Source organism: Roseicella sp. DB1501, assembly GCF_013112485.1.
Classification (GTDB): domain Bacteria; phylum Pseudomonadota; class Alphaproteobacteria; order Acetobacterales; family Acetobacteraceae; genus Paracraurococcus.
In genome coordinates, this window is the sequence record NZ_JABFHG010000008.1 from 273567 (window position 1) to 285985 (window position 12419).

Below are 12419 nucleotides of genomic sequence, written 5' to 3' on the forward strand. Positions count from 1 at the left end.
GGGGTCCCCGTCAGGCGCTCGAGGCCCAAGATGCGTCACAGCCTGCCGCGGCGAAGCCGCCGGCAGGGCAGCGGGAGGCGACAGGCCCGGGCGGCGCCGCTAGCCGTGCAGCTCGGCGGCGAGCTGGCGCGCCGCCTCGACAAGCAGCGCCGCCACCGGCCCGGCCGGATCGACATTGAGGCGGCCGACGCGGCCGAAGACGGTGAGCGCGAGGCGCAGCCGCCGGCCATCTGCCTCGAAGACTGGTGCCGAGACGGCGGAGAGGCCACCCTCCCCCTCATTGGCGACGGTGGCGAAGCCCCGCGCCCGCACCGTCTCCGCCAGCCGGTCCAGCGCGGCCAGGCTGGTCGGCGCGCCGGGCCGCGCCATGGCCCGGTTCTGCGCCACCTCCTGCGCGGCGAGCGCACGCGTCTGCGCGGCATCGCCGAAGGCGCAGAAGACCAGCCCGGAGGCGGAGAAGGTCAGCGGGCAGACATGCCCGGGCGGCACGCTCGCCGCCAGCTCGTGCCGCGCCTCGACGAGCCGCACATGCGTCGGCCCATGCGTGCCCCAGACGGCCGCCGCCGCCGTCTCCCCGGTGCGCGCGGCCAGCGTCTCCAGCACCCGCTCCGCCCGCTTCAGCGCATCGGACCGCCCGAGCGCGGCGAGGCCGGCGCGCAGCATCAGCGGGCCGAGCTCGTAGCGCGCGGTGGTCGCGTCCTGCTCGACCAGCCCGGCCCGGGCCAGGCTCACCAGGTAGCGATGCGCCTTGGCCGAGGGCATGGCGGCGGCGCGCGAGAGATCGGCGAGGCGCATCGGGCCGCCGGCCTCGGCCAGCAGCCGCAGCAGCAGGCCGGCGACCTCGACGGAATTGACGCCGCCGCGCGCATCCGTCCCCGCCTCGGCCCGGCTTCCGCGACTCACGGCTGCTTGAGAATCCATTGCTTGACTCCCGCCTCCCCAATTTTGCTACATCATACATAGCGAATTACATAATACGTAGCAAGCGCGGGCAACACGCTGGATCATGGCGCATCCGGCGCCGGGACCGCGGCGAAGGGCGGCCGAACGAGCCGCCGGGGGGAAGGAAGGGCATGGACGGCAGCGCGGCCAGGCAGGTGGACTACCAGGCACTCGTCCTGGATTACGTCCGGTCGCCGGACCAGGATGCGGCGCGTCCCGTCCGGCATCCTGTCGTCATCGTCGGCGCCGGCCCGGTCGGGCTCACCGCGGCGATCGACCTGGCGCAGCAGGGGGTCCCGGTGGTCCTGCTCGACGAGGACGACCGCCTCTCCACCGGCTCGCGCGCCATCTGCTTCGCCAAGCGCACGCTCGAGATCTGGGACCGGCTCGGCTGCGGCGAGCGCATGGTCGAGACCGGCGTGACCTGGAATCTCGGCAAGGTCTTCTTCCGCGACGAGCCGGTCTACAGCTTCAACCTGCTGCCCGAGGCCGGGCATCGCCGCCCCGCCTTCGTCAACCTGCAGCAATACTATGCCGAGGGCTTCCTGCTGGAGCGCGCCCGGGCGCTGGCCAATATCGACCTCCGCTGGAAGAACCGGGTCACCGGCCTGGAGACGGGGCCGGAGGGCATCGCGCTCACCGTCGAGACACCCGAGGGCGAATACCGCCTCGGCTGCGACTGGCTCGTCGCCGCCGACGGCGCCCGCAGCCCGACCCGCCGGGCGATGGGGCTGGAGAGCCGCGGCCGCAGCTTCCGCGACCGCTTCCTCATCGCCGATATCCGCCTGGAGGCCGAGGCCGCCGCCGCCTTTCCGACCGAGCGCTGGTTCTGGTTCGACCCGCCCTTCCATCCCGGCCAGTCGGTCCTGCTGCACCGGCAGCCGGACGGTGTCTGGCGCATCGACTTCCAGCTCGGCTGGGAAGCCGACCCGGTGGCCGAGCGGCAGCCCGAGCGGGTGATCCCGCGCATCCAGGCGCTGCTCGGCCGCGACACGCGCTTCACCCTCGAATGGGTCAGCGTCTACACCTTCGCCTGCCTGCGGATGGAGCGCTTCCGGCACGGCCGCGTGCTCTTCGCCGGCGATGCGGCGCATGGCGTCTCGCCCTTCGGCGCGCGCGGCGCGAACAGCGGCATCCAGGACGCCGAGAACCTGGCCTGGAAGCTGCGCCTGGTGCTGGCCGGCCAGGCGCCCGAGGGCCTGCTCGACAGCTACGATGCCGAGCGGGTCCTCGCCGCGGAGGAGAACATCCGCAACTCCACCCGCAGCACCGACTTCATCACCCCGAAGAACGAGGCGAGCCGCGCCTTCCGCGACGCGACCCTGGACCTCGCCAGGGATTGCGGCTTCGCCCGCAGCCTGGTGAACAGCGGCCGCCTCTCGCTGCCGAGCACCTACCGGGATTCGCCGCTGAACACGCCCGACACGGATGCCTTCCTCGGCGCGATGCTCCCCGGCGCGCCCGCCGCGGATGCGCCGGTGCGGCGGCAGGGGGAGCCGGGCTGGCTGCTCGCCAGCCTTGGCGGCAGCGGCTTCACGGGCCTTTGTTTCGGCGATGGCGGCGCGCTGCCCCCGGCCCGGCTGGAGGCGCTGCGCGGCCTGGCGCGGGGCGCGGTGCCGGTGCAGCCGCTGCTGGTGCTGCCGCCCGGGGCCGCAGCGGCCGAGTGGCCGGGCATCGCCTGCATCGAGGACAGCGAGGGGCTGCTCGCCCGGCGCTACGATGCGACGCCCGGCACCTTCTACCTGTTGCGGCCGGACCAGCATGTCGCCGCCCGCTGGCGGCAATTCGATCCGGCGCTGGTGCGGGCGGCGCTGGCCCGCGCCATCGGGCAAGGGTGAAGGGATGCCATGCTGAACACCGAGCTGAACCTCGCCGCCCCCGACGACGTCTACGAGGCGCTGGTCGCGCTGCACCGCGACCTGACGCCGGCGCAGAGCCGGCTGGTCAATGCCAGGCTGATCCTGCTGCTGGCCAACCATATCGGCGATGCCGAGGTGCTGCGGCAGGCGATGGCCAGGGCCCGCGCCGGGATCGAGCCGGAAGGGCGGGACGACACGCCGCAGGTCGTCGCCTGAAGCAGGCCCGACCGACCCAGATCGAGAGGAAGAGACCCATGTCAGGCTTCGCTAGCAGCAACGACCTCGCCGACAAGCAGATCTCCTTCGAGGAGCTCGGCCCCGGCCTCTATGGCTGGACCGCGGAGGGCGACCCGAATTCCGGTATCGTGGTCGGCGAGGACAGCGTGCTGGTCGTCGACGCCCAGGCGACGCCGGCCATGGCGCGCGACGTCATCGCCCGCATCCGCGAGGTGACGGACAAGCCGGTGAAGCACGTGGTGCTGAGCCACTACCACGCCGTCCGCGTGCTCGGCGCCTCGGGCTATGAGGGCGCGGAGATCATCGCCTCGGACGTCACGCGCGACCTGATCGTCGAGCGCGGCCAGCAGGACATGGACAGCGAGATCGGTCGCTTCCCGCGCCTGTTCCGCGGCAAGGAGAGCATCCCCGGCCTCACCTGGCCGCATGTTACCTTCCACAGGAAGATGACGCTGTGGATGGGCAGGCGCGAGGTGCAGATCATCCATATCGGCCGCAGCCACACCGCGGGCGACACGGTGGTCTGGCTGCCGAAGGAGAAGGTCTGCTTCGCCGGCGACACGGTGGAGTTCGGCGCCACGCCCTATTGCGGCGACGCGCATTTCGCCGACTGGCCGGGCACGCTGGCGGCGATCCGCACCCTTGGCCCGGAGAAGCTGGTCCCCGGCCGCGGCCGCAGCCTGCTGACCAAGGCGGAGGTGGAGGAAGGCCTGCAGGGCACCGCCGCCTTCACCGCCGATCTCTTCGGCATCGCCAGGGCCGGCGTCGCCAAGGGCGCGACGCTGAAGCAGGTCTATGACGAGGCGATGGCGGCGATGCGCCCGAAATACGGGCATTGGGTGATCTTCGAGCACTGCATGCCCTTCGACGTCTCCCGCGCCTATGACGAGGCCAAGGGCATCGACCATCCGCGCATCTGGACCGCCGAGCGCGATGTCGAGATGTGGCGGGCGCTGGAGCATGGCGCCGAGATGAAGTCGGCCGAGCTGAAATCCTGAGACGGGAGGAGCCACAGCCATGAACGTCGTGCAGCCGCTCACCGCGTCGCAGCCTGGCCTCGGCGGCGACGCGCCCGCCTATCTCTCCGGCTTCGGCAACCAGTTCGAGACGGAGGCGCTGCCCGGCGCGCTGCCGGTGGGGCGCAACTCGCCGCAGCGCTGCGCCTACGGCCTCTATGCCGAGCAGCTCAGCGGCTCGCCCTTCACCGCGCCGCGCGCCACGAACGAGCGCAGCTGGCTCTACCGCATCCGCCCCACGGTGGCGAACTGGGGCCGCTTCCGCAAGGCCGAGGCGCGGCTCTGGCGCAGCGCCCCCTGCCTCGAGGTCGAGCTGCCACCGGCGCCGATGCGCTGGAGCCCGGTGCCGATCCCCCCCGAGGGTCTCTCCTTCGTCGAGGGGGTGCGCACCCTGACCACCGCCGGCGACGCCGCGAGCCAGGCCGGCATGGCCGCCTCGCTCTACTTCGTCACCCGCTCGATGCAGGACGAGTACTTCTACAACGCCGATGCCGAGATGCTGCTGGTGCCGCAGCAGGGCGGGCTGCGCCTGGCGACCGAGTTCGGCCGCATCGACATCGCCCCCGGCGAGATCGCGGTGATCCCGCGCGGCGTCAAGCTCCGCGTCGCGCTGACGGACGGCCCGGCGCGCGGCTATCTCTGCGAGAACTACGGCGGCGCCTTCACCCTGCCCGAGCGCGGGCCGATCGGCGCCAACTGCCTCGCCAATCCGCGCGACTTCCTCACCCCCACCGCCGCCTATGAGGACCGCGAGGCGCCGAGCCGCCTGACGGTGAAATGGGGCGGCGCGCTGTGGGAGACCGAGATCGCCCATTCGCCGCTCGACGTCGTCGCCTGGCACGGCAACTACGCGCCCTACAAATACGACCTCCGGCGCTACTCGCCGGTCGGCCCGATCCTCTTCGACCATGCCGATCCGAGCATCTTCACCGTGCTGACCGCGCCCTCCGAGACGCCCGGCACCGCCAATATCGACTTCGTCATCTTCCCCGACCGCTGGATGGTCGCCGAGAACACCTTCCGCCCGCCCTGGTACCACATGAACGTCATGAGCGAGTTCATGGGCCTGATCTACGGCGTCTACGACGCCAAGCCGGGCGGCGGCTTCGAGCCGGGCGGCGTCTCGCTGCACAACACCATGCTGCCGCACGGGCCCGACGCCGCCGCCTTCGAGGGGGCGAGCCAGGCCGAGCTCAGGCCGCACAAGCAGGAGGGCACCATGGCCTTCATGTTCGAGACCCGCTTCCTGCAGCGCGTCACCGCCTGGGCCGCCGGCCTGCCCGAGCTGCAGCAGGATTACGGCGAGTACGGCCGCCCGCTGCGGCGGCATTTCGACCCGAGCCGGCGCTAATGGTGAGCGAGGCCATGAGCAGGATCGACGAGACCCACGACCCGAAGCGCCGGAGCTGGGTGGCCTCGGCCAACGGCCATCCGGACTTCCCGATCCAGAACCTGCCGCTCGGCGTCGTCTCGCCGCCGGGCGGGGCGCCGCGCGCCGGGGTCGCGATCGGCGACCGCATCCTCGACCTGCCGGCGCTGCTCGCCGCCGGGCTGCTGAGCGGCGAGGCGGCGCGCGCGGCGGCGGCGGCGGACGGCGCGACGCTGAACGCGCTGCTCGGCCTCGGCGCCGGGCCGCGCCGGGCGCTGCGGACGCAGCTCTCGGCGCTGCTCGCCGAGGGCAGCGCCGAGCGCGGCCGGGTCGAGCCCTGCCTGCACGCGGCGGCCGACTGCGCCCTGCACCTGCCGGCCCGCATCGGCGACTACACCGACTTCTATGTCGGCATCCACCACGCGACCAATGTCGGCCGGGTGTTCCGGCCCGACAATCCGCTGCTGCCGAATTACAAGCATGTGCCCATCGGCTATCACGGCCGCGCCTCCTCCATCGTGCCCTCCGGCACGCCGATCCGCCGGCCGAACGGCCAGCGGCCGCGCCCCGAAGGGCCGAGCTTCGGCCCCTGCGAGCGGCTGGACTACGAGCTGGAACTCGGCCTCTGGATCGGTCCCGGCAACGACCTGGGCGCGCCGATCCCGATCGGCGAGGCGGCTTCGCACATCGCCGGCTACTGCCTGCTGAACGACTGGTCGGCGCGCGACATCCAGGCCTGGGAGTACCAGCCGCTCGGCCCCTTCCTGGCGAAGAGCTTCGCCAGCACCATCAGCCCCTGGATCATCACGCCCGAGGCGCTCGCCCCCTTCCGCGCCGCGCAGCCGCCGCGGCCGGAGGGCGATCCCCAACCCCTGCCCTACCTGCTGGACGCGGCGGACCAGGCGGAGGGCGGGCTCGACCTCGCGCTCGAGGTGCTGCTGGCGACGCCGGGGATGCGCGAGAAGGGCCTGCCGCCGCACCGCCTGGCGCGGAGCAGCGCGCGGCACATGTACTGGACCGCGGCGCAGATGGTCGCGCATCACAGCAGCAACGGCTGCAACCTGCGGCCGGGCGACCTGCTCGGCTCGGGCACCCTCTCCGCCCCCGACCCGGAGGGCTGCGGCAGCCTGCTCGAGACCACGCGCGGCTGGCAGCAGCCGGTGCGCCTCGCCTCGGGCGAGGAGCGCCGCGCGCTCGAGGACGGCGACGAGATCCTCCTGCTCGCCCGCGCCGAACGCCAGGGCTGCACCAGCATCGGATTCGGCGAGTGCCGCGGCTGCGTCCTGCCCGCCCACGGCAGCTGAGCCGCGACCAGACCCGACCGGAGGAAACATCCTTGAACGACGTCCGCCTGCCGCGCCGCGCGGCCCTCGCCGCCGGCCTTGCCGCAGCCTGGCCCGGCATCGCCCGCGCCGAGGCCTATCCCGATCGCCCGATCAAGTGGATCGTCGCCTATGCCGCGGGCGGCGGCACCGATACGCTGGCGCGGATCCTCGGCACGGCGATGGCGACGACGCTCGGCCAGCCCCTGGTCATCGACAACCGCCCCGGCGCCGCGACCAATATCGGCGCCGAGGCCACCGCCAAGTCGCCGCCGGACGGCTACACGGTCTTCTCGGCCGATAACGGCACGCTGGTCTTCAACCCGGCCCTCTTCCGCAGCCTGCCCTACGATCCGCGCCGGGACTTCCGGCGGATCGGGCTGATGGCGCGCTTCCCGCTGGTGCTGACCGTCCGGCAGGGCTCGGCCTTCCGCGACGCGGCGGGTTTCTTCGCCGCGGCCAAGGCGAAGCCGGGCGAGCACGACTACGCCTCGGCCGGCATTGGCTCGCCGCATCACCTGACGATGGAGCGGCTGTCGAAGGAGACCGGGACGCGGCTGAACCATGTCCCCTATCGCGGGGCCGCGCCGGCGCTGAACGACCTGCTGGCGGGCAATGTCGAGGCGATGATCCTCGACCTTCCCTCCGGCGCGGAATACCTGCGCTCCGGCCGGGTGACGCCGCTCGCCCTCTGCTCGGCGGCCCGGCATCCCGACCTGCCCGCAGTGCCGACGGTGCAGGAGGCGCTCGGCCTCAAGGGCTTCGAGGCCTATGCCTGGCAGGGGCTGGTGGTGCCGGCGCGGACGCCGGATGCGATCGCCGCGCGGCTCGCCGCGACCCTGGCCGCAGCTCTCGCCGAGCGCGCCGTCGCCGACCGGATGCGCGGCATCGGACTCGAGCCCCTGGCCGGCGGCCCGGCGGAGTTCGAGGCGCTGGAAGCCGCCGAGCGCGCCATCTGGGTTCCGCTGATCAAGGAGCGCGGAATCGCGCTCGACTGAGCCTCGCGCGCATCGCCGCGCCGACTCTGTCCAGTTCGGGCTTGATCCCGCCTTGCGCTTGGTCTGACACTTGGCCGGTTCGCAGGGAGGCCTTGCTTGTCCGACGCGCCGGGAGATCGCAGCTATCCGCCCCGGCGGCCAACCGCATTGCGCCTGAGCAAGCCGTGCCCCGAATGCTGGAACGACCGCTGGAAGCTCATCAACATCACCGGCCAGCCGGTCTGGCTCTGTGTGGAATGCGGCCATATGGAGACCGGCGACCCCGCGCCGGAGCGGTGACGCGGCCGAGGCGCGGCATCAGCCCTGCCCGGTCTCGGGCCCGATCAGCATGGTCAGCGTCAGGTCCGGCCGGCCGGCGGGCTCGAAGGTGACCTGCTCGTAGCGCAGCAGGCCGTCCTCCGGATGGTGGAAGCTGCGCATCCCGCCTTCCCGCCCGAGCACGCCATAGGCATCCCAGAAGCGCGCGAAATCGCCGCTGCGCCGGCGCAGCTCGCCGACCAGGGCACGCAGCGCCGGATCGTCGAGATGCGGGCCGCAGGCGGCGTGGAACTCGGCGGCGACGCGTCGCGCCCGCCCCTCCCAGTCCTCGATCAGCCGGCGGGCGCCCGGCGCGAGGAAGATGAAGCGCAGCAGGTTGCGGTCGCCCGCGCCGTCGAGTCAGCCGGCGAAGAGCCGCGCCGCCGCCGAGTTCCAGGCCCGCGCCGTCCAGCAACGGTCGAGCAGATAGGCCGGGCAGGCGATCGCCGCGACCGCGGCCAGCACCGCCGCCGGCACCGCCTCGTCCTCCGCCGCGCCCGCATCCGGGTCGCGCCGCCCGGCCAGCTCGAACAGATAGGCCCACCCGGCGCGGTCCAGCCGCAGGGCGCCGGCCAGGCGGTTGAGCGCCGCCGCCGAGACCGAGACCTCGCGTCGCCCCTGCTCGATCCAGGTGTACCAGGTGACGCTGAGCCCGCCGAGCTGCGCCACCTCCTCGCGCCGCAGCCCCGGGGTGCGCCGCCGCGCCCCGCCGCCATGCAGCCCGGCCGCTGCCGGGCTCAGCGCCTCGCGCCGCGCCCGCAGGAAGCCGCCCAGCTCGCGCCGGCGATCCGCCTCGCTCATCCCGTCATCGTGGCCCGTCATGGTGGCATTCATACCAGTATAAATGCCCGCCTCACGCCAGTGTCCGGGCGGCGCTATGCCTCGCCCGATGCGCGGCGGGCGCGCCCGCATCATCGGGTGCAATCCGCCGGAGGAGGCGAGGATGACAGCCACGGACAGGTCGCTGGAGGCGCTGGTCGACGGGCAGTTCGGAGCCCAGGCCGCAACCTATCTGACGAGCAAGGTGCATGCGCAGGGCGCGGATCTCGACGCGCTCGCCGCGCTGCTGCGCGGCCGGGCCGGGGATCGCGTGCTCGATCTCGGCTGCGGCGCCGGCCATGTCGGCTTCGCGGTCGCCCCCAAGGTGCGCGAGGTGGTAGCCTGCGACCTCTCGGCCGGGATGCTGGAGACCGTGGCCCGCGCCGCGGCCGAGCGGGGGCTGCGCAACCTGCGCACGCAGCAGGCCGTCGCGGCGGCGCTGCCCTTCGAGGATGCCGCCTTCGACGCGGTGCTGAGCCGCTACAGCGCGCATCACTGGCCCGATCTCGATGCCGGGCTGCGCGAGGCGGCGCGGGTGCTGCGGCCGGGCGGGCTGTTCGCCGTGGTGGACGCGGTCTCGCCGGGCACGCCGCTCTGCGACACGCATCTGCAGGCGGTCGAGCTGCTGCGCGACCCCTCGCATGTGCGGGACCGCAGCCGCGCGGAGTGGGAGGCGGCGTTGGCCGCGGCCGGCCTCGCCGTCGAGGCGACGGCTGCCTTCCGGGTACGGATGGAATTCGCGGTCTGGGTGGCGCGGATGCGCACGCCGCGGGTGCAGGCGGAGGCGATCCGGGCGCTGCAGGCGGTGGCGCCGGCCGAGGTGCGGCGGCATTTCGCCATTGGCCCGGATGGCTCCTTCGATCTGGACGTGGCGCTGTTCCGGGCGGCGCGGCCGGGCGCGTGATGCGGGCGGGGTGAGCGCGGGGCGCGGGGCGTCGCAATGCGGCGCCGTCGCGGCTCATTGTCCAACTGACAAAGGTTTGAGTTAGCCGGGAACATTGTCTCGTATTCGACGTGTTATCGATTCCATCCCGCATTTCAGGGGGCATGGATGTCGCACGTTCAGACGGTATCGGATTACTCCCTGCGGCATTGGACCGTCACGCTTCCAGACCAGATCACTCTTCTCGGCAATACGACCTTCAGCGGTGGCACCGCGCCGCATGGCGGCGTCGGAAGCATGACCGTCGACGTGCATTATGATCTCGATGCGCTGTTCGGCGACGCGAACGGCAAGCTCACGGTCACCTTCCAGGACCCGCTCGGGGGTACGCTGTTCGACCTGCGGGCCCCCATGCGCATCGTGTTCCACAATGATCTCGGCGTGCCGATCGACGCGACGAACGGCGCCGCCTCAGTCGTCGTCTACGCCCATGCGAACAGCGACGTGTTCGGCAGCAGCGACGCGCCGCCCCTCTATACGAACTTCTCCGGGCTCACGGCGGAGGATTTCCCGGGCTTCGGCCTGGGCACGCATATCCGCGATACCGCGCTTGCCGATCCTGTCGCCGGGCCGGATCTGCCGCTCACCGGCACATCCCCGAACTACTTCGAGATCCTCGGCACGATCCCGGCCGGCGCCAGCGCCGATTGGGGCGTTGCGAGCAGCATCGTCGGCGGGATCTACATGCCCGGCGGCGTCTATACGCTCACCCAGCCGGACCGCCTCTCCGACGACAGCTTCACCCTCACCTTCCAGCTCGGCCCCAACGCCATCGACGCCGCCTCCATGGCGCTGCTCAAGGCGCAATGGGACCTGCTGCATCCGCCCCCGATCAAGATCAGCGCCGGCGATGCCCGGGCGACCGAGGGCGGCGACCTCGCCTTCGCGGTGACGCTCGACCGCACCGCGGCGACGGCGGTCACCGTGCATTACGAGGCGGTCAACGGCACGGCGAAGGCCGGCGAGGATTTCCTGCCGACCGCCGGCGATCTCACCTTCGCTGCCGGCGAGACCAGCAAGACCGTCATCGTCCACACCCAGACCGACGGCCTGACCGAGGGCAACGAGACGCTGACCCTCGCCCTCACCACGCCGACCGGCGCCCAGGTGGGGACGAACGGAACCGGCACCGTCCTCGACGCCCCGCCGCCGCCGAAGCCGGCACATCCGCTGACGCACGACTTCAACGGCGACGGCACGGCGGACATCCTGCTCGCCGGCGCCGATGGCAGCCATGTCGTCTGGACGCAGAGCGGCGGCACGGTGCAGACCAACAGCCTCCTCGCCAATATCGGCGACGTCTGGTCGCTCGCCGCGGCGGGCGACCTCTCCGGCGACGGCAAGGCCGACCTGCTGTTCCGCGGCGCCGATGGGCAGGTCCTGCTCTGGACCATGAACGGCGGCCAGATCGTCGCCCAGACGCTGCTCGGCAACCCGACGAATTACTGGCACATCGCCGGCACCGGCGACTTCAACGGTGACGGCAAGGCCGACATCCTCTGGACCGGCGCGAATGGCGAGGTCGATACCTGGGACGTCGCCAACGGCCAGGCCAATTTCCTCGGCGCGCCGGGCGCCTTCTGGTCGATCGCCGGAACCGGGGATTTCAGCGGCGACGGCAAGACCGACATCCTCTGGCGCGGCCAGGACGGCACCGTCGCCTTCTGGACGATGGATGGCGGCCGGCCGAGCAGCGCCAGCATCATCTCCAACCCGGGCACTTACTGGCATGTCGCCGGGACCGGCTACTTCAACGACGACGCCCAGGCCGACATCCTCTGGCAGGGCCAGCATGGCGAGACGAGCTTCTGGACCCTCGGCGCCAACGGCATGCCGATGGGCGGCGGCATCATCGCGGCGCCGGGCGCCTATTGGTCTCTCGCCGGGGCCGAGGATTACAGCGGCGATGGCCAGACCGACCTGCTCTGGCGCGGCCAGGGCGGCGAGTTGGCGGCCTGGATGCTGCACGACGGCCAGGTGACCGGCATGCCGCTGCTCGGCTTCCCCACCAGCTTCTGGTCGCCAATCGGCTGAGGGCGGGTCGGAGCAAGACGGGGTGTAGGGGTTGCATGACCTCCCCGCGCCTTGCCCTTCACTTTTGCGGCTTAGGCCCCTTATCAAGGCTTGGCGCGTCCCCTTGCGAACCGTGGTGGTCCTAACCGGATGGCGGCGTGCCCTATAGTCGGCTGGCGAGCGCCGGCCGCACCGATGCCGCCCGCGTGGTTGGCTACCGCTTTGAGGGATGTCGTGATGGATGCGAGTCCGGACCAGCTTCGTCCGGCGGCCGGGACGGCGACCGCCGCCTGGCCGTTCGGCGAGAGCGAGATGGCCCGGCGGGTATGCGCGCATGACTGGTCGGCGACCCCGCTCGGCCCGATCGGGCGCTGGCCGCCCACCCTGAAGGCGGTGGTTGACCTGCTGCTGCCGAACGGCTTCCCCATGATCGCGCTCTGGGGTCCCGACCTCATCCAGATCTATAACGACGCCTATCACTACCTGGGCACTTCAAGTCAGGCCTTGCCACCTCCATCTGGTCGCTGACGGACGTTGTGAGAGGTGGAGATGGCAGGATTGGGCGGCGTCGGCGGCGATCTCGATCGCTGGCTGGAGCCGTTTC

The 12419-nt window shown here is 72.1% G+C and carries 12 protein-coding genes and 1 pseudogene; 10 read left to right on the forward strand and 3 right to left on the reverse strand.

The window, feature by feature from the left end:
• Positions 1-99 precede the first annotated feature (99 nt).
• A complete protein-coding gene (locus HJG45_RS17645; protein ID WP_171613419.1) occupies positions 100-903 on the reverse strand; it encodes an IclR family transcriptional regulator in 804 nt (267 codons plus the stop codon).
• Positions 904-1073: 170 nt separating this feature from the next.
• Here HJG45_RS17645 and HJG45_RS17650 point away from each other — a divergent pair, with 170 nt between their 5' ends.
• The 7 genes from HJG45_RS17650 (at position 1074) to HJG45_RS17680 (ending at position 8022) form a co-directional block, all read left to right on the forward strand.
• A complete protein-coding gene (locus tag HJG45_RS17650) occupies positions 1074-2780 on the forward strand; it encodes an FAD-dependent oxidoreductase (RefSeq protein WP_171613420.1) in 1707 nt (568 codons plus the stop codon).
• A gap of 9 nt (positions 2781-2789) precedes the next feature.
• Positions 2790-3017 (forward strand): DUF2783 domain-containing protein, encoded by a 228-nt coding sequence (locus HJG45_RS17655; RefSeq protein ID WP_171613421.1) that lies wholly within the window; start codon positions 2790-2792, stop codon positions 3015-3017.
• 38 nt (positions 3018-3055) lie between these two features.
• On the forward strand, positions 3056-4036 hold the full coding sequence (locus HJG45_RS17660) for an MBL fold metallo-hydrolase (protein WP_171613422.1): 981 nt from the start codon (positions 3056-3058) through the stop codon (positions 4034-4036).
• A gap of 19 nt (positions 4037-4055) precedes the next feature.
• Positions 4056-5405: a homogentisate 1,2-dioxygenase gene (gene hmgA / locus HJG45_RS17665; protein ID WP_171613423.1), complete on the forward strand. Its 1350-nt coding sequence runs from the start codon at positions 4056-4058 to the stop codon at positions 5403-5405.
• A 14-nt stretch (positions 5406-5419) separates the two neighbouring features.
• Positions 5420-6727 carry a fumarylacetoacetase gene (gene fahA / locus HJG45_RS17670; protein WP_171613424.1) on the forward strand — a complete coding sequence of 436 codons (1308 nt, stop codon included), beginning with the start codon at positions 5420-5422 and terminating at the stop codon, positions 6725-6727.
• Between the two features lie 32 nt (positions 6728-6759).
• On the forward strand, positions 6760-7743 hold the full coding sequence (locus HJG45_RS17675; protein WP_171613425.1) for a tripartite tricarboxylate transporter substrate binding protein: 984 nt from the start codon (positions 6760-6762) through the stop codon (positions 7741-7743).
• A gap of 96 nt (positions 7744-7839) precedes the next feature.
• On the forward strand, positions 7840-8022 hold the full coding sequence (locus tag HJG45_RS17680) for a hypothetical protein (RefSeq protein ID WP_171613426.1): 183 nt from the start codon (positions 7840-7842) through the stop codon (positions 8020-8022).
• 18 nt (positions 8023-8040) lie between these two features.
• Here HJG45_RS17680 and HJG45_RS28865 read toward each other — a convergent pair.
• Both HJG45_RS28865 and HJG45_RS28870 read right to left on the reverse strand, forming a co-directional pair.
• Positions 8041-8379, reverse strand: a pseudogene (locus HJG45_RS28865) (transcriptional regulator); the annotation flags it as partial.
• Positions 8380-8400: 21 nt separating this feature from the next.
• Positions 8401-8862, reverse strand: coding sequence for a helix-turn-helix domain-containing protein (locus HJG45_RS28870; protein ID WP_254452591.1), 462 nt, complete (start codon positions 8860-8862; stop codon positions 8401-8403).
• 121 nt (positions 8863-8983) lie between these two features.
• On the opposite strand from HJG45_RS28870, the gene HJG45_RS17690 reads away from it, so the two are divergent.
• The 3 genes from HJG45_RS17690 (at position 8984) to HJG45_RS17700 (ending at position 12343) form a co-directional block, all read left to right on the forward strand.
• A complete protein-coding gene (locus HJG45_RS17690) occupies positions 8984-9763 on the forward strand; it encodes a class I SAM-dependent methyltransferase (protein ID WP_171613427.1) in 780 nt (259 codons plus the stop codon).
• Between the two features lie 147 nt (positions 9764-9910).
• A complete protein-coding gene (locus HJG45_RS17695) occupies positions 9911-11836 on the forward strand; it encodes an FG-GAP-like repeat-containing protein (RefSeq protein ID WP_171613428.1) in 1926 nt (641 codons plus the stop codon).
• Positions 11837-12052: 216 nt separating this feature from the next.
• A complete protein-coding gene (locus HJG45_RS17700) occupies positions 12053-12343 on the forward strand; it encodes a hypothetical protein (protein ID WP_171613429.1) in 291 nt (96 codons plus the stop codon).
• Positions 12344-12419 lie beyond the last annotated feature (76 nt).